Origin of the sequence: Prescottella defluvii, assembly GCF_000738775.1 — a bacterium.
In the GTDB taxonomy this organism is placed as follows: Bacteria; Actinomycetota; Actinomycetes; order Mycobacteriales; family Mycobacteriaceae; genus Prescottella; species Prescottella defluvii.
On sequence record NZ_JPOC01000051.1, the window covers coordinates 115,169 to 137,058 of the forward strand.

Annotated in this window: 22 protein-coding genes; 6 read left to right on the forward strand and 16 right to left on the reverse strand. The window is 68.6% G+C overall.

Annotation, left to right across the window (positions count from 1 at the left end; all coding sequences use genetic code 11):
- Nucleotides 1-9 precede the first annotated feature (9 nt).
- The 3 genes from IJ15_RS0118285 to IJ15_RS0118295 all read right to left on the reverse strand — a co-directional run bounded on the left by IJ15_RS0118285 (nucleotide 10) and on the right by IJ15_RS0118295 (nucleotide 4,668).
- On the reverse strand, nucleotides 10-1,002 hold the full coding sequence (locus IJ15_RS0118285; RefSeq protein ID WP_031939795.1) for a TerC family protein: 993 nt from the start codon (nucleotides 1,000-1,002) through the stop codon (nucleotides 10-12).
- Between the two features lie 213 nt (nucleotides 1,003-1,215).
- Nucleotides 1,216-3,930, reverse strand: coding sequence for a DNA translocase FtsK (locus IJ15_RS0118290; protein WP_197059856.1), 2,715 nt, complete (start codon nucleotides 3,928-3,930; stop codon nucleotides 1,216-1,218).
- Between the two features lie 114 nt (nucleotides 3,931-4,044).
- The gene (locus IJ15_RS0118295; RefSeq protein WP_031939797.1) at nucleotides 4,045-4,668 is read right to left on the reverse strand and encodes a TIGR03085 family metal-binding protein; all 624 of its coding nucleotides are present in this window, start codon (nucleotides 4,666-4,668) and stop codon (nucleotides 4,045-4,047) included.
- A gap of 96 nt (nucleotides 4,669-4,764) precedes the next feature.
- On the opposite strand from IJ15_RS0118295, the gene IJ15_RS0118300 reads away from it, so the two are divergent.
- Nucleotides 4,765-5,196 (forward strand): pyridoxamine 5'-phosphate oxidase family protein, encoded by a 432-nt coding sequence (locus IJ15_RS0118300; protein ID WP_031939798.1) that lies wholly within the window; start codon nucleotides 4,765-4,767, stop codon nucleotides 5,194-5,196.
- 39 nt (nucleotides 5,197-5,235) lie between these two features.
- Here the strand turns inward: IJ15_RS0118300 and IJ15_RS0118305 are convergent, their stop codons facing one another.
- The 3 genes from IJ15_RS0118305 to thyX all read right to left on the reverse strand — a co-directional run bounded on the left by IJ15_RS0118305 (nucleotide 5,236) and on the right by thyX (nucleotide 8,894).
- Nucleotides 5,236-7,170 (reverse strand): ribonuclease J, encoded by a 1,935-nt coding sequence (locus IJ15_RS0118305; protein ID WP_031939799.1) that lies wholly within the window; start codon nucleotides 7,168-7,170, stop codon nucleotides 5,236-5,238.
- Nucleotides 7,167-8,075: a 4-hydroxy-tetrahydrodipicolinate synthase gene (dapA, locus tag IJ15_RS0118310; RefSeq protein WP_031939800.1), complete on the reverse strand. Its 909-nt coding sequence runs from the start codon at nucleotides 8,073-8,075 to the stop codon at nucleotides 7,167-7,169. The genes IJ15_RS0118305 and dapA overlap by 4 nt, the downstream gene beginning before the upstream one ends.
- Before the next feature lie 66 nt (nucleotides 8,076-8,141).
- Complete coding sequence (gene thyX / locus IJ15_RS0118315; RefSeq protein WP_031939801.1) at nucleotides 8,142-8,894, reverse strand: FAD-dependent thymidylate synthase; 753 nt, start codon at nucleotides 8,892-8,894, stop codon at nucleotides 8,142-8,144.
- 181 nt (nucleotides 8,895-9,075) lie between these two features.
- On the opposite strand from thyX, the gene IJ15_RS0118320 reads away from it, so the two are divergent.
- The 4 genes from IJ15_RS0118320 to IJ15_RS0118335 all read left to right on the forward strand — a co-directional run bounded on the left by IJ15_RS0118320 (nucleotide 9,076) and on the right by IJ15_RS0118335 (nucleotide 11,621).
- Nucleotides 9,076-9,870, forward strand: coding sequence for an SDR family NAD(P)-dependent oxidoreductase (locus tag IJ15_RS0118320; RefSeq protein WP_031939802.1), 795 nt, complete (start codon nucleotides 9,076-9,078; stop codon nucleotides 9,868-9,870).
- A gap of 70 nt (nucleotides 9,871-9,940) precedes the next feature.
- The gene (locus IJ15_RS0118325; protein ID WP_031939803.1) at nucleotides 9,941-10,411 is read left to right on the forward strand and encodes a hypothetical protein; all 471 of its coding nucleotides are present in this window, start codon (nucleotides 9,941-9,943) and stop codon (nucleotides 10,409-10,411) included.
- Nucleotides 10,412-10,507: 96 nt separating this feature from the next.
- Complete coding sequence (locus IJ15_RS0118330; RefSeq protein ID WP_031939804.1) at nucleotides 10,508-10,942, forward strand: SRPBCC family protein; 435 nt, start codon at nucleotides 10,508-10,510, stop codon at nucleotides 10,940-10,942.
- Between the two features lie 13 nt (nucleotides 10,943-10,955).
- Nucleotides 10,956-11,621: a DUF3105 domain-containing protein gene (locus tag IJ15_RS0118335; protein ID WP_081880801.1), complete on the forward strand. Its 666-nt coding sequence runs from the start codon at nucleotides 10,956-10,958 to the stop codon at nucleotides 11,619-11,621.
- Between the two features lie 7 nt (nucleotides 11,622-11,628).
- Here IJ15_RS0118335 and IJ15_RS0118340 read toward each other — a convergent pair whose 3' ends face one another.
- From IJ15_RS0118340 to IJ15_RS0118380, 9 genes are all read right to left on the reverse strand, one after another.
- Nucleotides 11,629-12,114, reverse strand: coding sequence for a flavodoxin family protein (locus IJ15_RS0118340; RefSeq protein WP_031939806.1), 486 nt, complete (start codon nucleotides 12,112-12,114; stop codon nucleotides 11,629-11,631).
- A gap of 5 nt (nucleotides 12,115-12,119) precedes the next feature.
- The gene (locus tag IJ15_RS0118345) at nucleotides 12,120-12,587 is read right to left on the reverse strand and encodes a hypothetical protein (RefSeq protein ID WP_031939807.1); all 468 of its coding nucleotides are present in this window, start codon (nucleotides 12,585-12,587) and stop codon (nucleotides 12,120-12,122) included.
- Nucleotides 12,584-13,342, reverse strand: a complete 759-nt coding sequence (gene dapB / locus IJ15_RS0118350; RefSeq protein ID WP_031939808.1) for a 4-hydroxy-tetrahydrodipicolinate reductase — start codon at nucleotides 13,340-13,342, stop codon at nucleotides 12,584-12,586. The genes IJ15_RS0118345 and dapB overlap by 4 nt, the downstream gene beginning before the upstream one ends.
- Before the next feature lie 82 nt (nucleotides 13,343-13,424).
- Nucleotides 13,425-14,297 (reverse strand): SAM-dependent methyltransferase, encoded by an 873-nt coding sequence (locus IJ15_RS0118355; RefSeq protein ID WP_031939809.1) that lies wholly within the window; start codon nucleotides 14,295-14,297, stop codon nucleotides 13,425-13,427.
- 32 nt (nucleotides 14,298-14,329) lie between these two features.
- A complete protein-coding gene (locus IJ15_RS26125) occupies nucleotides 14,330-14,491 on the reverse strand; it encodes a hypothetical protein (RefSeq protein WP_156112141.1) in 162 nt (53 codons plus the stop codon).
- Between the two features lie 86 nt (nucleotides 14,492-14,577).
- Nucleotides 14,578-15,930: a M16 family metallopeptidase gene (locus IJ15_RS0118365; protein WP_031939810.1), complete on the reverse strand. Its 1,353-nt coding sequence runs from the start codon at nucleotides 15,928-15,930 to the stop codon at nucleotides 14,578-14,580.
- A 157-nt stretch (nucleotides 15,931-16,087) separates the two neighbouring features.
- Nucleotides 16,088-18,346 carry a polyribonucleotide nucleotidyltransferase gene (locus IJ15_RS0118370; protein WP_031939811.1) on the reverse strand — a complete coding sequence of 753 codons (2,259 nt, stop codon included), beginning with the start codon at nucleotides 18,344-18,346 and terminating at the stop codon, nucleotides 16,088-16,090.
- A gap of 284 nt (nucleotides 18,347-18,630) precedes the next feature.
- Nucleotides 18,631-18,900 carry a 30S ribosomal protein S15 gene (rpsO, locus tag IJ15_RS0118375; protein WP_031939812.1) on the reverse strand — a complete coding sequence of 90 codons (270 nt, stop codon included), beginning with the start codon at nucleotides 18,898-18,900 and terminating at the stop codon, nucleotides 18,631-18,633.
- 134 nt (nucleotides 18,901-19,034) lie between these two features.
- The gene (locus tag IJ15_RS0118380; RefSeq protein WP_051919154.1) at nucleotides 19,035-20,006 is read right to left on the reverse strand and encodes a bifunctional riboflavin kinase/FAD synthetase; all 972 of its coding nucleotides are present in this window, start codon (nucleotides 20,004-20,006) and stop codon (nucleotides 19,035-19,037) included.
- 187 nt (nucleotides 20,007-20,193) lie between these two features.
- On the opposite strand from IJ15_RS0118380, the gene IJ15_RS0118385 reads away from it, so the two are divergent.
- Complete coding sequence (locus tag IJ15_RS0118385) at nucleotides 20,194-20,904, forward strand: metal-dependent transcriptional regulator (RefSeq protein WP_051919157.1); 711 nt, start codon at nucleotides 20,194-20,196, stop codon at nucleotides 20,902-20,904.
- Nucleotides 20,905-20,944: 40 nt separating this feature from the next.
- Here the strand turns inward: IJ15_RS0118385 and truB are convergent, their stop codons facing one another.
- The gene (gene truB / locus IJ15_RS0118390) at nucleotides 20,945-21,871 is read right to left on the reverse strand and encodes a tRNA pseudouridine(55) synthase TruB (RefSeq protein ID WP_031939815.1); all 927 of its coding nucleotides are present in this window, start codon (nucleotides 21,869-21,871) and stop codon (nucleotides 20,945-20,947) included.
- Between the last annotated feature and the right edge of the window lie 19 nt (nucleotides 21,872-21,890).

The window sequence follows — 21,890 nt, forward strand, 5'->3', positions numbered from 1 at the left end:
GCGTTCCGACTAGTGGACCGTCGAGTCGTCGGACTTGTTGCGGGTCTTGATCAGGCTCGCCACCGCCGTCACCACCAGTACGCCGAGGATGATGCTCAGCGACATGACGGTGGAGATCTCGGGGACGGCGATGGACTCGCCACCGTTGATGAACGGCAGCGTGTTCTCGTGCAGCGCGTGCAGGACCAGCTTGACGCCGATGAACGCGAGGACGATCGAGAGGCCGTAAGACAGGTACACCAGGCGCTCGAGCAGGCCGCCGATGAGGAAGAACAGCTGACGCAGACCCATCAACGCGAACGCGTTGGCGGTGAACACCAGGTAGGGCTCCTGGGTGAGGCCGTAGATCGCGGGGATCGAGTCGAGCGCGAACAGGACGTCGGTGAAACCGATGACGATCAGCGCGAGCAGCAGCGGGGTGGCGACGCGCTTGCCGTCGATCTTCGTGACGAGCTTGTCGCCGTCGTACTCCTCGGTGGTCGGCAGGAACCGCTTCGCGAGGGTGATGATCCGGCTCTCCCGCTGCTCCTCGGACTCGGCCTCGTGGCCGGCCTCCTTGACGAGGTTGAACGCGGTGTAGATCAGGAACGCGCCGAACAGGTAGAAGACCCAGCTGTAGGTGTTGATCGCGGCCGCACCGACGGCGATGAAGATGCCACGCATCACGAGCGCCATGACGATGCCGATCAGCAGGACCTTCTGCTGGTACTGCCGGGGCACCGCGAACGTCGACATGATGATCACGAAGACGAACAGGTTGTCCACGGACAACGCCTTCTCGGTGACGTAGCCGGCGAAGTATTCACCGCCGAACGTCGTGCCCCAGATGGACATCACGATGATTCCGAAGATGATCGCGATACCGATGTAGACGGCGGACCAGAACGCCGATTCGCGGAAGCTGGGGGCGTGCGGGGTGCGCACGTGCGCGAAGAAGTCGAAGACGAAGAGTCCGAGGATCACCACGCAGGTGATAACCCAGACGAGTGGGGAGACGTGCATCAGCTATTGACCTCCGGTAGGTACGTTGAACCACCGGAGGTCTCTCCCGCGGATCGTCGGCCGAGAGGCCGGAACGAATCCGCCGACAGAACCGGACCGGCAACGGTGCCGATCGTGCTGACGAGTCTGCCGCAGAGTTTGGGGATACTCCCCTCCAAAGTGATTCCTATTGAACCACACGGACCCGCCTGCGGCAGAATTCGGACAAAACGGTCAGCTGTCGTCGGAGGTCTCGGGGTCGCCGCCGCGGATCGACCACAGCAGGCCCTCGAGTTCGTCCGGCTTGATCAACACCTCGCGCGCCTTCGATCCCTCGCTCGGGCCGACGACCCCGCGGGTCTCCATCAGGTCCATCAGGCGGCCGGCCTTCGCGAAACCCACCCGCAGCTTGCGCTGCAGCATCGACGTGGAGCCGAACTGGCTGGAGACGACCAACTCCACCGCCTGCAACAGCACGTCCATGTCGTCGCCGATGTCGGGGTCGACGTCCTTCTTCTCCCCCGCCTTGGCTGCCGTGACACCCTCGGTGTATTCGGGCTCGGCCTGGTTCTTGGTGAAGTCGACGACCGCCGAGATCTCCTCGTCGGTGATGAACGCGCCCTGCATGCGGATCGGCTTGCCCGCACCCATCGGGAGGAACAGCCCGTCACCCATACCGATGAGCTTCTCGGCGCCCGGCTGATCGAGGATGACCCGCGAGTCGGTGAGCGAACTCGTCGCGAACGCCAGCCGCGACGGCACGTTCGTCTTGATCAGGCCGGTCACAACGTCGACGGACGGCCGCTGCGTCGCGAGGACGAGGTGGATACCGGCGGCACGCGCCTTCTGCGTGATGCGCACGATCGCCTCCTCCACGTCGCGCGGCGCGGTCATCATGAGGTCGGCGAGCTCGTCGACGATCGCGAGGATGTACGGGTACGGCTTGTACACCCGTTCGCTGCCCAGCGGGGCGGTGATGTCCCCGGACTTGACCTTGGCGTTGAAGTCGTCGATGTGCCGGACCCGGCTGGCCTGCATGTCCTGGTACCGCTGCTCCATCTCCTCGACCAGCCACGCCAGCGCGGCCGCGGCCTTCTTCGGCTGCGTGATGATCGGGGTGATCAGGTGCGGGATGCCCTCGTACGGCGTGAGCTCGACCATCTTGGGGTCGATGAGGATCATCCGGACCTCGTCCGGGGTGGCCCGGGTCAGCAGCGACACCAGCATCGAGTTGACGAAACTGGACTTGCCGGAGCCAGTGGAACCCGCCACCAGCAGGTGCGGCATCTTCGCGAGGTTCGCGCTGACGAAGTCGCCCTCGATGTCCTTGCCCAGACCGATGATGAGCGGGTGATGATCCTTCCGCGTCGACGACGCGGTCAGGACATCGGACAGGCGCACCATCTCGCGGTCGGAGTTCGGCACCTCGATGCCGACGGCCGACTTGCCGGGGATGGGTGCCAGCAGGCGCACGTTGTCGGTGGCCACCGCATACGCGATGTTGCGGGCGAGCGCGGTGATCTTCTCGACCTTGACGCCCGGCCCGAGTTCGACCTCGTACCGGGTGACCGTCGGCCCGCGTGTGTAACCGGTGACCGCGGCATCGATCTTGAACTGCTGGAGGACCTCGGTGATCGCCTCGATCATCGCGTCGTTGGCCTTGCTGCCGAGCTTGGGCGGGTCGCCCTCGATCAGCAACGACGTGGGCGGCAGCGTGTAGTCGCCCTCCACTACGCGATCCGGGACGAACGCCTCCTTCTCCTCCTTGACCGGCTCCGGCGCGGGAGCGGGCTTGACCCGGGCGCGGGGCTTCGGTCGCGGCGGTGCGGCGGCCGGTTCCGGTTCGGGTTCAGGTTCGGGCGTGGGGGTCGGGTCGCCCGGGTCCCACAGTCCGAGCACCTCGGTCTCCACATCGGGGTGGACCTCGTCGGTCGGGTAGTTCTGTTCCGGCGTGGTCGGGCGTCGACGCGGGGTCCTGCGCGCCGGGCGCTCGGGCACCGCGGTGTCGGCGGCGTGATCGACGGGGTACCCGTCGGCGTCGAACCGGGACGGATCGTCGTCGTAGTCGTCGTGGAAGTCCGGGTCGTCGGCGTGGTCGTAGGTGTCGTCGTAGTCGTCGTGGTAGGACGTGCCGAAGTAGTCGCGGAACCGTTCCGGAACCTCACGGACCGTGGTTCCGGTGAGCAGCAGAACTCCGAAGAACATCGCGAGCAGCAACAGCGGCACCGACAGCCACGCGGTCACTCCGCTGGTCAGCGGCCCGGCGACGATGTAGCCGACCACGCCGGCGCCGGCGGACCAACCGTCCGAGGCAGTCGGGGAACCCGAAGCGATGTGCCACAGGCCCACCGCCGGCAGCCCGACGAGAAGCGAACCGAGGACCAGTCGAGGCCGGATCTCCGGCTTGGGCTCGGTTCGCATGAGCACCACGGCGATCGCGACACCGAGGATCGGCAGGATCGCGGCGACGGCGCCGACGACGGCGCGGACGCCGGACTCGATCCACTCCCCCACCGGACCGCCCGCGGAGAACCACATGCCGCCGGCGATCACCACACTGACCGCGATCAATCCGAGGGCGATGCCGTCCCGGCGGTGGCCGTGCTCGATCTCTGTTGCCTTGCCCATCGTGCGGGTCGTCGCTCCGACGCCCTTGGCCACCATCGACCATCCCGCGCCGATGCCCCGTCCGATCGAGGACAGGGCGCTGCCACCCCCGGACGACTTCGCAGCCGGACGACGGGTACCGGCACCACGCGGCGCCGCCTTGCGCGGCGCGGTCTTGCGCGGCGCCGCCTTGCGGGGCGCGGACGACTTACGCGCCGACGACGACGCGCCGGTGGCGCGGGTCCCGGTGGACGCTGCTCGCGTGGACGACGTCGAGCGCGCACGGGTCCGCGACGTGGATGCTGTCGAACTCGATCCGCGTGCGCTCGTCTTCCCTGCCATATCGGTCAGGTTAGTCGCTGAGGCACCATCCGGACCATCCGCAACACCCGCCACACACGTTCACCAGGCGGGACGATGCGTCACACCCTCGCGGGGACGGCGACTCCGGTCGACTCAGAATCCACGATCCAGCGCCGCAAGCGCCGCCACATCACCGGGTGCCCCGTCGAACTCGATGCGGACCTCGTCCCGCCCGAACGCGTGCAGGAGCAGTTCGGCGGGCTCCCCGCGCAGAGTCACCGTGGAAGACCCTGCCGAGCGGACGGTCTCCCGTCCGCCGTCGGGACGTTCGAGGACCACGCTCACCGGAGACCGCCGGTACCCGAGCCGTCCGGTCTGCTTCGCGAGCGCCCACAGACGGTCCTGCAGATCGGACGACAGCGCGCGCGGCTGCCAGTCCGGCCGAGCACGCCGGACGTCCTCGTGGTGGACGAACATCTCGCCGAGGTTGGCCTTCTCGTCGACGAGACGGAACGGGGACCACACCGGCGGACCGGATCGGACGTCGTCGAGCAGTGTGTTCCAGTCCCGGCGTGCGATGCCGTGCTGGACGCGATCGGTGTAGCCGGACAGCGCGCCGATCAGGATGCCCGGCGCGGCGTCGAGTCGCCGCTCCCGCAGCACCAGATGGGCGGCGAGGTCGCGGGCGGTCCAGTCGCCGCACAGCGTCGGCGCGTCGGGGCCGACGGCTCGCATCGTGTCGACCAGGGCATGACGTTCGTCACGGGCGTAAGGCACACCACACGGTAGCCGGTGATCTGCCGAACCGCCCGAACTTGTCGGCGGGCGCCCCTAACGTGGAGGTGTCCGGTCCCGGTACGAGAGGAGCGACACATGTCGAAGACCACCATGTCGGCGAGCGAGCGTGAGCAGTTCCTCGCCGACCTGCACGTAGGGGTGATCGCCGCCGAGCGTGACGGCCGAGCGCCCCTGGCCGTGCCGATCTGGTACCACTACTCCCCCGGCGGCGAGGTGATGGTGTGGACCGAACGCGGCACCGTCAAGGAACGTCTCATCCGGGCCGCCGGGCGATTCAGCCTGTGCGCCCAGATCGAGGAACCGCCGTACCGGTATGTCAGCGTCGAGGGCCCGGCGACCTTCCAGGACACCGTCGCCCTCGACGACATCCGGCCACTCGTGGAGCGGTACCTGCCGGCGCCGGAAGCGGAGGCGTTCATCGCCGAATCGTTCAACGACAGGGCGGTTCTGATCCGGATGCGTCCGGAACGCTGGTTCACCGTCGACTACGGCAAAATCGAGTCGTAAACCGGGCTCGGCGGCGGCACCCGCCGCCGAGCCGCCGCCCTACGGCACGCCGATGACGGTGGGCACGATCATCGGACGGCGGCGGTACTTGTCCGCCACCCAGCGTCCCACCACCCGGCGCACGGCCTGAGCAATCCGATGGGTGTCCGAGATGCCCTCGCCTGCGAGTCGCACGAGTTCCGACTCGACCAGCTTCGCGGCCTCCTTGAGCGCCGCGGGGTCGTCGGAGAAGCCGCGACCGGACACCTCGGGGGTGCTGACCGCGCGGCCGGTCGCCGAGTCGACGGCGAGGGAGATGGAGATGAATCCGCCCTCGCCGAGGATCAACCGGTCCGACAGCGTCGAGTCGCCGACGTCGCCCACCGAGTTGCCGTCGACGTAGACGTAGCCGACCGGGACCCGACCGACGATCTCGGCGAGACCGTCGACCATGTCGACGACGACGCCGTCCTCGGCGAGCACGATCCGCTCCTCGGGGACGCCGGTGGCCTTGGCCAGTGCGGCGTTGGCGCGCAGGTGCCGCCACTCGCCGTGCACCGGCATCGCGTTGGTGGGCCGCACCGCGTTGTACAGGTACAGCAGTTCGCCGGCGGACGCGTGGCCGGAGACGTGGACCTTCGCGTTCTGCTGCGTCACGACGGTGGCGCCCCGCTTGGCGAGACCGTTGACGACCGCGAACACCGAGTTCTCGTTGCCGGGGATCAGCGACGATGCGAGCACCACGAGGTCGTTGGCGCGGACGTTGATCTGGCGGTGTTCACCGCGGGCCATCCGCGACAGCGCCGACAGCGGCTCACCCTGCGACCCGGTGGAGACGAGCACCAGCTTGTCGTCGGGCAGGTTGGCGGCGGTGTCGATGTCGACGACCAGTCCGTCCGGCACCGACAGGTACCCGAGATCCTGCGCGATCTGCATGTTCCGGACCATCGAACGGCCCACGAACGCGACGCGGCGGTTGTAGCGCTTGGCGACGTCGACGACCTGCTGGATGCGGTGCACGTGGCTCGCGAACGACGCGACGATCACCCGCTGGGTGGCCTTGCCGATGACGTTGTCGAGTACGACGCCGATCTCCCGCTCGGGGGTGACGAAGCCCGGCACCTCGGCATTGGTGGAGTCGACGAGGAAGAGGTCGACGCCCTCGTCACCGAGCCGGGAGAATCCGGCGAGGTCGGTGAGCCGGCCGTCGAGCGGCAACTGGTCGAGCTTGATGTCGCCGGTGTGCAGCACCAGACCGGCCGACGTGCGGATCGCGACGGCGAGCGCGTCGGGGATCGAGTGGTTGACGGCGAAGTACTCGCACTCGAACGGACCGTGCGTCGTCTTGTCGCCCTCGAGCACCTCGACGAGGTTGGGGCGCTGACGGTGCTCCCGGCACTTGGCGGCGACGAGCGCGAGCGTGAACTTGGCGCCGACGATCGGGATGTCAGGGCGCAGGCGCAGCAGGAACGGCACCGCGCCGATGTGGTCCTCATGGCCGTGCGTGAGGATGATCGCCTCGACGTCGTCCATCCGGTCCTCGATGTACCGGAAGTCCGGGAGGATCAGGTCCACACCGGGCTGCTGGTCCTCGGGGAACAGCACGCCGCAGTCGACGATGAGCAGCTTGCCGTCGTGCTCGAAGACGGTCATGTTGCGACCGATCTCGCCGATGCCGCCGAGTGCGACGACCCGCAGGCCCTTCTTCGGTGCCTTCGGCGGGAGGCCGAGCCGATCGGTCGGGTCGGCCGGCACGGGAGCCGGGGCCTTCGACCGCTGGGCCTTCTTCGCCGGCGACTTCCGGGCGGCCCGCTTCGGGGCCGACTGACTCGCCGCTGCCTGGCTCGGGGCTGCCTGGCTCGGGGCGGGCTGCTCGGGTGCGGCGGCGGCAGGAGCGGGGGCCGCGACGGGAGCCGGGGCGGCCTGCTGCTCGGTGGCCGGGGTCGGCGGGCCGGCCTGACGGGAGGCGCTGCGGCGACGAGTGGGACGGGTCATGCGAGCACCCCCGCGGCGTTCAGTTCTGCGGCCAGGACGTCGATCTGTTCCGTGGTGGGAGCGACCTGGGGCAGGCGCGGCTCACCAACGTCGATACCCATCAGGCGCAGGCCGGCCTTCGACGCGCTCACACCGCCGAGACGCGCGACGGAACGGTTCACCGGGACCAGGCTGAGGTTGATCTCCTGAGCCTTGGCGATGTCGCCCTCCGCGAACGCGGTGTGCAGCGCGCGCAGGCGCTGCGGCACGAGGTGGCCGATGACGCTCACGAAACCGACGGCACCGACCGAAAGCCACGGCAGGTTGAGCGGATCGTCGCCCGAGAAGAAGTCGAGATCGGTGGTACCGATCAGTTCCGCACCGGCGTTGAGGTCACCCTTGGCGTCCTTCACCGCGAGGATGCGGGGGTGTTCGGCGAGACGGCGGATCGTCTCCGTCTCGATCGGCACCACGGAGCGGGGTGGAATGTCGTAGAGCATCACCGGCAGGTCCGTCGCATCGGCGACCGCCGTGAAGTGCGCGTACAGACCGGCCTGCGGCGGGCGCGAGTAGTACGGGGTGACGACGAGCAGTCCGTGTGCTCCGGCGCCGGCGGCGTCACGAGCCAGTTCGACGCTGTGCGCGGTGTCGTTGCTGCCGGCACCGGCCACGATCTTGGCGCGGTCACCGACGGCTTCGACGACGGCGCGCAGCAGTTCGAGCTTCTCGTGCTCGGTGGTGGTGGGCGATTCGCCGGTGGTGCCGGCCAGTACAAGTCCGTCGCAGCCGTTGTCGACGAGGTGGGTGGCCAGCCGTACGCCGGCGTCCACGTCCAGCTTGCCGTCCTTGGTGAACGGGGTCACCATCGCCGTGAGGACGGTGCCGAACGGACGCTCGACGGAAGCAGCTGAATCACCGTAGGTCATGGTCAGAAGGCTACCCGGTCTGCGTTGCAGACCTGAACACCACGGCACCCTCGAGGGGCGTAGCCGTCAGCCGACGGTACCGAACTCGCTCGTCGCGACCTCCGAACCGTCCGGCAGCGTGACGATTTCGAAGTCTCCGAACACATTCGGCGCGGCGCCGGCGAGCTGGCGCAGGCACTCGACGGCGACGCGGCGGATCTCGACGTCGGCATGTTCGGTGGCCCGCATCTCGACGAAATGTCGCCAGGCACGGTAGTTCCCGGTGACGACGACGCGAGTCTCGGTGGCGTTGGGCAGCACCGACCGGGCGGCCTGCCGCGCCTGCTTGCCGCGCACGGGGCCGTTGGGCACGTCGGCGAGCTTGTCCTCGAGCGCGGAGAGCAGTTCTGTGTAGGCCTCCCGGCTGGCCTCGGTGGCCTTCGCGAACAGGGCCTCGAGGTGCTCGTCGCCGGCGATGGCCGGCGGAACGACGACGTTGGCGTCGTCCTCCCGGACGAATCGTTGCGACAACTGCGAGTAGGAGAAGTGCCGGTGCCGGATCAGCTCGTGCGTGCAGGATCGGGAGATCCCGCTGATGTAGAAGCTGACGCTGCCGTGCTCGAGGACCGACAGGTGTCCCACCTCGAGCAGGTGCCGCAGGTACCCCGCATTGGTGGCCGTGCGAGGGTTCGGCTTGGACCAACTCTGGTAGCACGCGCGCCCGGCGAACTCGGCGAGCGCCTCGCCGCCGTCGGCGTCGGTGTCCCACGGGACGTCGTCGGGCGGGAAGAACTCCGTCTTCGCGACGAGTTGGACCTTCAGGGGCACCGCGTTGGGCACTGCACATCCTCCGGGGATCATCGTCGTTCACCTTTGCCCGACCCTATGCCGCGTACGTCGCGCGCGCCGCAGCGACACAACACCGGACTTCCGACCCGGAATCTGGAACCATGATCGTCAGGCCTCCGGAGACGGGACGCGCCCGCCGCCGCGGTCACACAACGTCGGTGAGGGGATTCCCATGCAGATCGACCTGTCCGATCGCACAGCTCTGGTCACCGGTTCCACCCAGGGCATCGGCTACGCCATCGCCACCGGCCTCGCCCGCGCGGGTGCGCGCGTCGTCGTCAACGGCCGAAGCCAGGATCGTGTCGACAGAGCCGTCCGCACCGCGCGTGCGGAGTCCGGCAGCGACGCCGTCGTCGGAGCGGTGGGCGACCTGGCGACGGAGGACGGCACCGCGGCAGTCGTCGATGCCGAGCCCACCGTCGACATCCTCGTCAACAACCTCGGCATCTTCGGGTCCGCTGCCCCACTGGAGATCGACGACGCCGAATGGCGGCGCTACTTCGAGGTCAACGTCCTCTCCGCCGTTCGGCTCATCCGCGCCTACCTGCCCGGGATGAAGGACCGGGGCTGGGGACGCGTCCTCAACCTCGCCAGCGACTCGGCGGTCGCCATTCCCGCCGAGATGATCCACTACGGCATGACGAAGACCTCACTGCTCGCTGTGAGCCGTGGATTCGCCAAGGCCGCAGCGGGCAGCGGGGTCACCGTCAACTCCGTGATTGCCGGCCCGACACACACCGGCGGAGTCGAGAAGTTCGTCCGGGAACTGGTCGGCGACGAACTGCCCTGGGACGAGGCCCAGCACCGGTTCATGGTCGAGTACCGTCCCCAGTCCCTGCTGCAGCGTCTGATCGAGCCCGAGGAGATCGCCAACATGGTCGTCTACTTCGCCTCCCCGTTCGCGTCCGCCACGACCGGCGGCGCCGTGCGCGTCGACGGCGGCTACGTGGACTCGATCCTGCCCTGAGCCGCAACGAATCGAGCACTGACGTCATCCCGGCCTTGAAATGACGTCATGATGACGTCACACTGACATCATGGATCTCACCGAATACACGGCACGACTGCGCGACGACCTCGCCTCGGCGGCGGCCCTCGGCGACGCGGACACCCAGCGGATTGCCGAGGCCCTGGCCGGCGCGGCGGAGCGATCGGCCCAGCTCATGCTCGTCTCGGCCCTGTCCGACCTCGCCCGGGAGGCATCGGACGAACTCGGCGACCGCACGCTCCACGTCCGTTTCGACGGGACGGACGTCTCGGTCGAGGCGGTGCACCGCCGCCCCGAGCCCGGCGACACACCGCCGTTCGACCCCGCCGACCCCTTCCGGACTCTCGAGGATGTCACCGGTGACATCAGCCGGGTGACGCTGCGACTGGTCGACCAGATCAAGTCCCGCGCCGAGGAGGCCGCCCTGCAGGACGGGATGTCGCTCAATTCCTGGGTCGCGCAGGCGGTTCAGGGTGCCCTCCGTGACCAGATGCGCCGCGCCCGCCCCGACGACGCCTGAACCGTTTCCCTCCGCGGGCGCCGACCTGCGCCGATCCCGGCGCCGAGAATGGTCTAATTGCGTCTCATCGTTCACGGGGTAGAGGGAGTGCAGAGCATGGCTGTTTCCGGGGCCAAGGAGTTCGAGGTCAAGGCCGCGCCGGCCGATGTCATGGCAGCGATCGCGGCCGTGGACCGGCTTCCCGAATGGTCGTCTGCACACAAGAAGGTCATCATCGAGAGCACCCATCCGGACGGCCGCGCGCACCGCGTCCGGATGACGGTGTCGATCATGGGCATCAACGATGAGCAGGTCGTCGACTACTCGTGGGACGGCGACACCGGAATGTCCTGGACGCTGGTCGAGAGCACGCAGCAGAACAGCCAGGACGGGGCCTACACCCTCTCCGCCAAGGGCGACGGGACGCTGGTGAAGTTCGAGCTGACCGTCGACCCCAAGATCCCGCTGCCGGGTTTCATGCTGAAGAAGGCGCGGAACATGGCGCTCGACACCGCCAGCAAGGGTCTCACCAAGTTCGTCGACGGCAAGTAGGCCGGGCACCGACGTGGGACCTCTCGTGCGGATCGCCGCGGCGGCGGGCGCACTGATCGTGGTCGCGGCGACCGCGGGCTGCGGCAACACCATCCGCGGCACCGCGGTCGCGGACCCGTTCGCACCGAGCGCCGACAACCCCGACCCGTCGCTGGGTATCGAGGGGATCACGGTCGTCGAGTATCCGGTGGGTCTTCACGTGCGGCCGCATCAGCGGGTCGCGTACGACCGCACTCCCCCGTTCGGCGGTCCGCACGACGCGGTGTGGGCGGACTGCACCGGAACGGTCTACGCCGCGCCGCTCCGCAGCGAGAACGCGGTGCATTCACTCGAGCACGGCGCCGTGTGGATCACCTACGACCCGGAACTGATCACCGGCGCGAACCTCACCGGCCTCGTCGAACGTGTCGAGGGCGAGCCGTACCTGATGATGTCGCCGTACCCGGGTCTGTCGGTCCCGATCTCGCTGCAGTCGTGGGGTCACCAGTTGGTCGTCGACGGCCCGTCGGACGTGCGGATCGACCAGTTCGTCAACGCACTTCGCTTGAACCGCAACACCTTCCCGGAACCGGGCGCGACCTGCGCGACCCTGCCGGACGTGTTCGACGTCGACAATCCGCCGCCGTTCCAGGCCGGCCCCCCGGATCGATCGTCGCCCGACACGGTCCCCATGAACTGAGTTCCGGTCAGAGGTCCCCGGCCACGGTCACCGCGACGGTCGCGCCCAGTTCGTAGCAGCGCTCGCGCACCTGGCCGTCGATCGGGCCGGTGACCTCGACGATCTCCGCGGCCTGCGTCAGTTCCAGGCCTGTGACGATCTTCTGCACCGACTTCACCGCGCCGGCGGTGTCGTTGTTGCCGTGCACCCACAGCCCGTACGGCCGACCGGCGACGGCGTCGAGGCACGGGTAGTAGACGGTGTCGAAGAAGTGCTTGAGCGCCCCCGACATGTAGCCGAAGTTGGCGGAGGTCCCGAACACGTAGCCGTCCGCGCCGAGCACGTCGACGGCGGTCGCGTGCAATGCCGGTACCGATCGCACCGTGACACCGGTGATCTCGGGGTCGTGGGCACCGGCGAGCACCGATTCGAGAAGTTCGCGGGTCGCCGGAGAGGACGTGTGGTGCACGACCAGCAGGGTCTTTCCTGCGTTCTCCGGCGACTCGTCGACCATCGCTGTCAGGCCTCCCGCTCGAGCTTCTCGAGCGCCACGGCGCGGCGCATCGTGTCCCGTGCGCGACCACGGTCACCGGCGTAGTCGTAGGCCCGGGCGAGGCGGTACGAGTTGCGCCAGTTGTCGGGGTCGGCCTCCCACTCCTGTTTGACCTGCGCGAACAGCGCGTCGGCCGAATCCCGCTCGATCCGGCCCGACGGCCGGCGCGGGAGATCTTCGACGTCGAGTTCGAGTCCCTCGTCGTGGATGCGGCGGGCGAGGTGCTGGTGCGCGAGCCCGGATCGGATGGTCGCGGTGACCATCCACACGCCGAGCAGCGGCAGGATCAGCACCGCGATACCGAGGACCACCGGAACGGCGCGGCCGTCCTGGATCAGGGCGACGCCGCGCTGCCCGAGCAGCACGAAGTAGAACGCGAGCGCGACGACGATCGCCGAGATCGCGACGATCACGCGCGTGGACTGGTTCTTCACAGGTCGAGCAGGGGGTCGATACCGACGGTGAGACCCGGGCGCTGCCCGATCTCTCGGACACTCAGCAGCACGCCGGGGGCGAACGAGTTCCGGTCGATCGAATCGTGGCGGATCGTCAAGGTCTCGCCCTGGGTGCCGAGCAGCACCTCCTGGTGCGCGACCAGGCCGGCCAGACGGACCGAGTGCACGCGCACACCGTTCACGTCGGCGCCGCGGGCACCCTCGAGTTCCGCGGTGGTGGCGTCGGGGCTCGGACCGCGCCCGGCCTTCTCCCGCGCCTCCGCAATCAGCGCGGCCGTGCGATACGCGGTGCCCGACGGCGCGTCGGCCTTGTTCGGGTGGTGCAGCTCGATGACCTCGACCGAGTCGAAGAACCGGGCGGCAGCGGCGGCGAACCGCATCGACAGCACCGCACCGATCGCGAAGTTCGGCGCGATCAGCACACCGACACCCGGCTTCTCGGCGAGCCACGACTGCACCTGGGCGAGACGCGCGTCGTCGAACCCTGTGGTTCCGACGACGGCGTGAATACCGTTGGCGATCAGGAACTGCAGGTTGTCCATCACGACGTCGGGGTGGGTGAAGTCGATGACGACCTGCGCACGCTCGTCGACGAGGTGCTCGATCCGCTCGCCCTGATCGACACCGGCCACCAGTTCGAGGTCGTCGGCCTGCTCGACGGCCTCGCACATCGCGCGGCCCACCTTGCCCTTCGCACCGAGAACACCGACCCTGATGGGTGCTGCTGAAGTCACTGCCACGCTCCGTCCGATCCCGTCGATTCCTTAGGGAAAGCCTACGGTGCGCCGACCGGTGCCGGACACCGGGACGGGACGGTCAGCGACGCACGGCGGTGACGAACAGACTCGAACGGCCGGGTTCCTGGTCAGGGCTCGCGAGGGTCCGGCCCCAGCGGGCCGCGACGTCCGCCGACCGCACTGCCTCGACGTCCCACCCGTGCCCGGTGAGCCACCCGACGGTGTCGAAGTCGGGTTCGTCCGGCCACAGGGTCGCCATGTCGATCCCGAATCGCCTGCTCATGTCCTGGAACTGGGGCTCCTGCTGCATGCCGCGGACGTCGTCGATGTGCTCGATGCAGACGCGACTGCCCGACGTCGACAGGTCGGTGACCGATCCGAGCAGTTGCTCCTTCGCGGTGTTCGGCAGGAACGGCATCAGGCCCTCCGCGAGCCACGCCGACGGGCGGGTGCGGTCGAAGCCCTTGTCCTGCAACGGAACCACCCACGGTTCCCGAAGGTCGACCGCGACGACCCGCCGGTCGGACCGCGGCGACGCGCCCTGCTCGACGAGGACGTCGTCCTTGAACGCGAGCACCTTCGGCGCGTCCAACTCGTACACGGTGGTTCCCGGACGCCAGTCGAGGCGGTACGCGCGGACGTCCAGACCGGCCGCGAGCAGCACCATCTGGTCGATTCCGGCGTCACCTGCGGCAACGAAGTAGTCGTCGAAGAACCGCGACCGCACCCCCATGTAGTCCGCCATCTCCGCCCACGGGATCCCGAGGTCCTCGGCCGCCTCGAGTCGCGTCGGCATCGGCACCGGGGGCGCCGCCGCCTCCACGAACGCCTCCGCGTACGGATCCGAGACCAGTCCGCCGTCCCGGTGCGTCTCCATCGCGCGCCCCGCCGCGACACCGAGCGCGGTGATCCCCACACCCGTGACGATGTCCCATTCCGTCAGTTCGTTCATGGTCCGTCCGTCCCTTCCGCCGTGGCCACGAGTCAGCGCCTCCGGAACCGAGTCACGAGTGCGGCGACGACCACCGCCACGAGCAACAGGATCAGGATCGCGGACCCGACCCTGGTCGCGACGAGACTGTAGACGGGCAGGTGTCCTGGACCCACCACCACGAACGCGGTCGCCATTCCGGCGAGTACGACCATTCCCGACCACCGCCGACTTCGGTCCCCCGTGCCGCCATGCTACGCGCGGAACCGCCCGCGTCCGGCGGTCGACCGGAATGTCGGGACTACGACTGGACGATCCCCCGCACCGATGCGGGCAGGTCCCGCTTGCGCCGGTACGGCCCCACCACCGCGGCCGCGAACGGACGTTGCAGCAGGACCCGGGCGACGTCGCGCACCTCGTCGGTGGTGACCTCGTCGATGCGGGCGAGTGTCTCGGACACCGACTGGTGGTTGCCGTAGTTGAGTTCGCTGCGGCCGATCCGAGTCATCCGTGAACCCGAATCCTCCAACCCCAGGACCAGCGAGCCCCGGAGCGAGCCCTTCGCGCGGGCACATTCGGCGTCGGTGATGCCCTCGGACGCGACGTTCGCGAGCACCTCACGGATCAGGGTCGCCACCTCACCGAGATTCTCCGGTTGGCAGCCCGCGTACACCGAGAAGGCACCCGTGTCGGCGAAGGTGTCCACCCCCGAGTACACCGAGTAGGCGAGCCCCCGCTCCTCCCGGATCTCTTGGAACAGACGGGAACTCAGGCCACCGCCGACCGCGGCGTTGAGCACCGACAGCGGCCAGCGGTGCCCCTCGTGGCGTCCGAACGCACGCACACCCAGAGCCAGGTGGGCCTGCTCGCTGTCACGCTTGGTCAGGCTCAGCGCGGGTGAGGTACGCAGCCGGATCGCGCCCTCACGCCGGGGCGCGGCCGACGCGGCACGGTCCAGGTGCCCCGTGAAGGCCCGGCGCACCAGTTCCACCACATGCGCATGCTCGACGTTGCCGGCAACCGCGACCACCATGCGATCGGGCGTGTAGCGGCGGACGTGGAACGAATGCAGCTGGGTCCGCGTCATCGACTCGATGGAGTCGATACTGCCGATCACCGGCCGACCCACCGGGTGGTCGCCGAACAGCGCGGTCAGGAACGCGTCACCGAGGAGATCCTCCGGGTCGTCGTCGCGCATCGAGATCTCCTCGAGCACCACCTGACGCTCGACGTCGACGTCGGCCGACCGGCACCGTCCGCGCAGCACGACGTCGCTCACCAGGTCCACCGCGAGCGGCAGGTCGTCGTCGAGGACGTGCGCGTAGAAGCAGGTGTGCTCCTTCGACGTGAACGCGTTGAGTTCACCGCCGACCCCGTCCATCACCTGGGCGATGTCGAGCGCCGAGCGGGTGGGGGTGGACTTGAACAGCAGGTGCTCGAGGAAGTGCGCGGCCCCTGCGACGGTGGGTTGCTCGTCGCGGGAGCCGACGCCGACCCAGACGCCCACGGACGCCGAACGCACACCGGGCACGTGTTCGGTCACCACCCGGAGGCCTCCGGGAAGTTCCGTGCGCTGCACGCCGGTACGGGGATTCGGATCGAGAGCGGAGCCGGGTCGGGTCTTCAGGGGCTTCGCGCGAAGGGATTGAGCCATGTGGCGGTTCGTGTTTCCTTAAGTCCGGACGATGTCGCCGGAGCCTCCGAAACTCGGAGGGTGCGGCGATCGTCGATCCACGATACACCCGGGGTAGAGGTCCGGCCCCGCACGGACGAACCGTGCGGGGCCGGGCCCGGTCAACTGCTGTGGCCGACTACTCGGCTGCGGCGTCACCCTCGGCGGGAGCGGCGGAGCCCTCCGCAGCATCCTCCACGGGAATCAGCGAGATCTTGCCGCGATTGTCGATGTCGGCGATCTCGACGCGGAGCTTGGAGCCCACGTTGACGACGTCCTCGACCTTGGCGATCCGCTTGCCGTTGCCCAGCTTCGAGATGTGCACCAGTCCGTCGCGGCCCGGGAGCAGCGAGACGAACGCACCGAAGGCGGTGGTCTTGACGACCGTGCCGAGGAAGCGCTCGCCCACCTTGGGCAGCTGCGGGTTGGCGATGGCGTTGATCTTGTCGATCGCGGCCTGCGCGGACGGGCCGTCCGCGGCACCGACGTACACCGTGCCGTCATCCTCGATGGAGATGTTGGCGCCGGTCTCCTCGGTGATCGAGTTGATCATCTTGCCCTTGGGGCCGATGACCTCGCCGATCTTGTCCACGGGCACCTTGATGGTGGTGATCCGCGGCGCGAACGGGCTCATCTCGTCCGGAGCGTCGATGGCCTCGGCCATGACCTCGAGGATCGTGGTGCGGGCATCGTGCGCCTGCGACAGCGCGCCGGCCAGCACCTTCGAGGGGATGCCGTCGAGCTTCGTGTCCAGCTGCAGCGCCGTGACGAAGTTCTTGGTGCCCGCGACCTTGAAGTCCATGTCGCCGAAGGCATCCTCGGCGCCGAGGATGTCGGTGAGCGCAACGTAGCGGGTCTCGCCGTCGACCTCGTCGGAGACCAGGCCCATCGCGATGCCGGCGACGGGAGCCTTCAGCGGCACACCGGCGTTCAGCAGCGACAGGGTCGAGGCACAGACCGAGCCCATCGAGGTGGAGCCGTTGGAGCTGAGCGCCTCCGAGACCTGACGGATGGCGTACGGGAACTCTTCCTGGCTCGGCAGCACCGGCATCAGCGCGCGCTCGGCGAGAGCGCCGTGGCCGATCTCGCGACGCTTCGGCGAACCGACGCGGCCCGTCTCACCGGTGGAGTACGGCGGGAAGTTGTAGTGGTGCATGTAGCGCTTGCTGGTCTCGGGGCCCAGCGAGTCGATCTGCTGCGCCATCTTGACCATGTCGAGGGTGGTGACGCCCATGATCTGGGTCTCGCCACGCTCGAACAGTGCCGAACCGTGTGCACGCGGGATCACGGCGACCTCGGCGGACAGCGACCGGATGTCGGTGGTGCCGCGACCGTCGATACGGAACTGGTCGCGCAGGATGCGCTGGCGCACAAGCTTCTTCGTCAGCGAGCGGAACGCTGCGCCGATCTCCTTCTCGCGGCCCTCGAACTGCGGCGCGACCTGCTCGAGCACGGCGACCTTGACCTCGTCGGTCTTGTCGTCGCGCTCCTGCTTGCCGGCGATGGACAGTGCAGCCGTGAGGTTCTCGGTGGCAGCAGCCTCGACCGCGGCGTACACGTCGTCCTGGTAGGGCGGGAACAGCGGGTAGTCGCCGGTCGGCTTCGCAGCCTTCTCGGCGAGCGCCTGCTGCGCGGCGCACAGGCTGGCGATGAACGGCTTGGCAGCCTCGAGGCCCTCGGCCACGATCGCCTCGGTGGGCGCCTGCGCGCCACCGTCGATCAGGTCGATGACGTTCTCGGTGGCCTCGGCCTCGACCATCATGATCGCGACGTCACCGGACTCGACGACACGACCGGCGACGACCATGTCGAAGACTGCGCCGTCGAGCTGCTCGACGGTCGGGAACGCGACCCACTGGCCCTTCTTGTTCTCGTCCGACGTGATGAGCGCGACACGCACGCCACCGACGGGACCGGAGAACGGCAGACCGGCGATCTGGGTGGACGCGGACGCGGCGTTGATCGCGACGACGTCGTACAGGTCGGCCGGGTTGAGGCTCAGGACCGTCACGACGACCTGGATCTCGTTGCGCAGACCGTCGACGAACGACGGGCGCAGCGGCCGGTCGATCAGACGGCAGGTGAGAATCGCGTCGGTGGAGGGACGGCCCTCACGACGGAAGAACGAGCCGGGGATGCGGCCGGCGGCGTACATGCGCTCCTCGACGTCCACCGTCAGGGGGAAGAAGTCGAAGTGCTCCTTGGGCTGCTTGCTGGCCGTGGTGGCCGACAGCAGCATGGTCTCGTCGTCGAGGTAGGCGACGACGGAGCCGGCGGCCTGCTGTGCGAGGCGCCCGGTCTCGAAACGGATGGTGCGGGTGCCGTAGCTCCCGTTGTCGATGACGGCGGTCGACTCGAACACGCCCTCTTCGACCTCTACTGCGGTGTTGTCTGTCATTGCTTCTCTTCTCTTCCCTCTCGTCTTTTGCCGTATCCGCGTGGGCGCCACGATCCTCCTGATCGCGGCTGCCCTTCCTCAGGACGCGGAGGCGGCCGTCGATCGAAGCCTGCCGGATATCTCGATCCGGAGGGCCACTACCGAAGGCCGTCGCCACTGCTGCAGGTGCGGACGGCGGGGGTGTTGCAAACACCGATAGCCAACGAGGCTCAGTCTAAGCAGTAACTCAGCAAGCCTCGCTGGCTATCGGTGAGGTCGGCGAACCAACTCGCCGGGTGACCGTCTTATCGGCGCAGGCCGAGACGCTCGATGAGCGAACGGTAGCGAGCGATGTCGACCTTCTGGACGTACTTCAGCAGACGACGACGGCGTCCGACCAGCAGCAGCAGGCCGCGGCGGGAGTGGTGGTCGTGCTTGTGCATCTTCAGGTGCTCGGTGAGATCGACGATGCGCTTGGTGAGCATGGCCACCTGCGCCTCCGGCGAACCGGTGTCGGTCTCGTGCAGTCCGTACTCGCCGAGGATCTGCTTCTTCTGCTCGGTGGTCAATGCCACTTGGTGCACTCCTGTAACTGACGTCCGCGTGAAAGGAAATCGAGGATTCCGGCTTGCACCGGACCCCGACGGGCGCGGCCGCCGCGAACCGCAGCACACACCAGCGGAAAATCATACCAGGCACGACACCGCGGTCAGCGCTCGGCGGCCTCGGTCAGGATCTTGCGGGCCTTGTCGGCGTCGCGGCCCATCTCCTCGATCAGCGCGTCCACCGAGTCGAACTTCTCCATGCCACGCACCCGCTCGACGAAGTCGACCGCGACGTGCTGGCCGTACAGGTCGGCCTCCCGGTCCAGGACGAACGCCTCGACGGTGCGGGTACGGCCGGAGAACGTCGGGTTGGTGCCCACCGAGACGGCCGCCTGGTAGCGCTGCCCCGGCTCCACGGTGCCCTCGACCGGCCCGGGTCCCAGGACGGTGAACCACGCCGCGTACACCCCGTCCGCGGGGATCGCCGAGTACATCGGCGGCGCGATGTTCGCGGTCGGGAAGCCGAGACCGCGGCCCCGGCCGTCACCGTGCACGACGACGCCCTCGACGCGGTGCGGCCGTCCGAGCGCCTCGGCCGCCGCCGCGACGTCGCCGGCGTCCACGCACGAACGGATGTAGGTCGACGAGAAGGTCACGGCGTGTTCGGCGAGCAGCTTCACCCCGTCGACGGCGAATCCGAACCGCGCGCCCGTCTCACGGAGCAGGTCGACGTTGCCGGCCGCCTTGCGCCCGAAGGTGAAGTTGTCGCCGACGACGACCTCCGCGACATGGAGGCGCTCGACGAGGATCTCGTGGACGTAACGCTCCGGCGAGAGTTTCATGAACTCGGTCGTGAAGGGCATGACGCAGAAGACGTCGATCCCCAACTCCTCGGCCAGTTCGGCCCGCCGCGGCAGCGTCGTCAGCTGCGCGGGATGACTACCGGGGCGCACGACCTCCGCCGGATGCGGATCGAATGTCATGAGGACACTGGGGATTCCGCGCTCACGAGCCGCGTCGACCGCACGGGATATCAGTTGGGCATGCCCACGGTGCACACCGTCGAAAACGCCGATCGTCAGGACGCAACGCCCCCAGTCCGCCGGCACATCGTCCAGACCTCGCCATCTCTGCACAGGTGGCAGCCTACGGCCACGGCCGACGCCGGTCACGTTCGGACCGACTCTCCGGCACGAATCCGCTGATCATGTCGAAACGATCGAGGATCCGCTCGGCGACTGCGGGTCCGGCGCGGTGGGGCGCCGCGGGGCCCGACCGGCTGTTGATGTGTGTCCCGGGTGACTGTTGCCTAAGCTCGTAGCCGTGGCCACGCAGAAGTCAGACGTATCCCCTCCGAGCGAGGCTCCCCACCCGGAGACCTTGTCGTCGGTGGCACAGGACTACCTCAAAGTGATCTGGACGGTCCAGGAATGGTCACGCGAGCGGGTGTCGACCAAACTGCTGGCCGAGCGGATCGGCGTCTCCGCGTCCACCGTGTCGGAGGCCATCCGCAAGCTGTCCGACCAGGGTCTGGTCGACCACGCCCGGTACGGGTCCATCGCACTCACCGACGCCGGCCGGTCCGCCGCCGTGTCGATGGTGCGCCGACATCGGCTGATCGAGACCTACCTCGTCAACGAACTCGGCTACGGCTGGGACGAGGTGCACGACGAGGCGGAGGTCCTCGAGCACGCCGTCTCGGACCGGATGATCGACCGCATGGACGCCAAGCTCGGGTTCCCCGAACGCGACCCGCACGGCGATCCCATCCCCGCCGCCGACGGCACGGTGCCCACCCCACCGGCCCGCCAGCTCAGCGACTTCCAGGACGGCGATTCCGGGCGCGTCGCCCGCATCTCCGACGCCGATCCGGCGATGCTGCGCTATTTCGACACCGTCGGGATCGCGCTCGACACCGAGATCGCCGTCGTCGAGCGCCGCGACTTCGCCGGCACCATGTCGATCCGACTCGACGCTCGAGCGGACACCGTCGACCTCGGCGACCCTGCCGCACAGGCCATCTGGCTGGTCTAGGCGCGGGCCCGGGGTTCGGCATCGCTCCCGGTGTGCGCCGCTACTGGAGCGTCGCCGGGCGCACGACCATCACCGAGCTGGCCCGCTTGCCGCGTTCCTGCAGCAGCGCGATGGTGTGCCCGTTCGGATCGATCGCCGCATACACGCCCTTCATCCCGATCGGCTCGAGCCATCGGCCCTGGCTGATCGATTCGGCCTCCTCGGCACTGATCTGCCGGTGCGGGAACGCCGTCTGCGCGGCTTGATCGATGTCGAGGCTGACGGCGGGATCGTCCGCGAGCTGCTCGAGGGTGCGCGCGTGGTCGAGCGTGAACGGCCCGACGCTGGTGCGCCGCAGCGCCGTCAGATGGCCGCCGACGCCCAGCGCCGCACCCAGATCCCGGGCGAGTGCGCGAATGTAGGTTCCGGACGAACAGTCGACGTCCACGTCGAGGTCCACGAAGGAACCCGCGCCACCGGCCACGTCCCGCCGCGCCAGGATCTCGAACTTCGAGACCGTCACGGGCCGGGCCGCGAGGGTGACATCCTCACCGGCGCGGACGAGCGCGTGGGCGCGCTGCCCGTCGACCTTGATGGCGCTCACACTCGCGGGCACCTGCTGGATGTCGCCGGTGAGCTTCGCGACCTCGGCCGCGACCTGATCGTCGGTGACGGCGGATGCGTCGGCCGTCGAAAGAACCTCGCCCTCCGCGTCGTCGGTGGTCGTGGCCTGACCCAGCCGGATCGTGGCGCGGTACGACTTGGTGGTCAGGGCCAGCAGACCGAGCAGCTTGGTGGCGCGCTCCACACCGAGGATCAGCACGCCCGTCGCCATAGGGTCGAGGGTTCCGGCGTGGCCCACCTTCCGGGTGTTGAGCAGCTTCCGGCACCGGGAGACCACGTCGTGGCTGGTCATCCCCGCATCCTTGTCGACGATCAGCAGGCCGGCGCCGACGAGGCCGGAGGACGGTTTTTGAGACTTGGACACGTGGTCCGATTCTGCCAGT

What these genes read in the sequence shown, in the direction of transcription:
- IJ15_RS26125 (WP_156112141.1), bottom strand. Translation starts at nt 14,491, where the DNA reads ATGGTCGTACTCGCCGGAATGGCGACCGCGTTCGTGGTGGTGGGTCCA.
- IJ15_RS0118290 (WP_197059856.1), bottom strand. Translation starts at nt 3,930, where the DNA reads ATGGCAGGGAAGACGAGCGCACGCGGATCGAGTTCGACAGCATCCACG.
- IJ15_RS0118320 (WP_031939802.1), top strand. Translation starts at nt 9,076, where the DNA reads ATGCAGATCGACCTGTCCGATCGCACAGCTCTGGTCACCGGTTCCACC.
- IJ15_RS0118340 (WP_031939806.1), bottom strand. Translation starts at nt 12,114, where the DNA reads ATGGTCGACGAGTCGCCGGAGAACGCAGGAAAGACCCTGCTGGTCGTG.
- IJ15_RS0118370 (WP_031939811.1), bottom strand. Translation starts at nt 18,346, where the DNA reads ATGACAGACAACACCGCAGTAGAGGTCGAAGAGGGCGTGTTCGAGTCG.
- IJ15_RS0118365 (WP_031939810.1), bottom strand. Translation starts at nt 15,930, where the DNA reads ATGGCTCAATCCCTTCGCGCGAAGCCCCTGAAGACCCGACCCGGCTCC.
- IJ15_RS0118355 (WP_031939809.1), bottom strand. Translation starts at nt 14,297, where the DNA reads ATGAACGAACTGACGGAATGGGACATCGTCACGGGTGTGGGGATCACC.
- IJ15_RS0118330 (WP_031939804.1), top strand. Translation starts at nt 10,508, where the DNA reads ATGGCTGTTTCCGGGGCCAAGGAGTTCGAGGTCAAGGCCGCGCCGGCC.
- IJ15_RS0118325 (WP_031939803.1), top strand. Translation starts at nt 9,941, where the DNA reads ATGGATCTCACCGAATACACGGCACGACTGCGCGACGACCTCGCCTCG.
- IJ15_RS0118285 (WP_031939795.1), bottom strand. Translation starts at nt 1,002, where the DNA reads ATGCACGTCTCCCCACTCGTCTGGGTTATCACCTGCGTGGTGATCCTC.
- IJ15_RS0118305 (WP_031939799.1), bottom strand. Translation starts at nt 7,170, where the DNA reads ATGACCCGTCCCACTCGTCGCCGCAGCGCCTCCCGTCAGGCCGGCCCG.
- IJ15_RS0118300 (WP_031939798.1), top strand. Translation starts at nt 4,765, where the DNA reads ATGTCGAAGACCACCATGTCGGCGAGCGAGCGTGAGCAGTTCCTCGCC.
- dapA (WP_031939800.1), bottom strand. Translation starts at nt 8,075, where the DNA reads ATGACCTACGGTGATTCAGCTGCTTCCGTCGAGCGTCCGTTCGGCACC.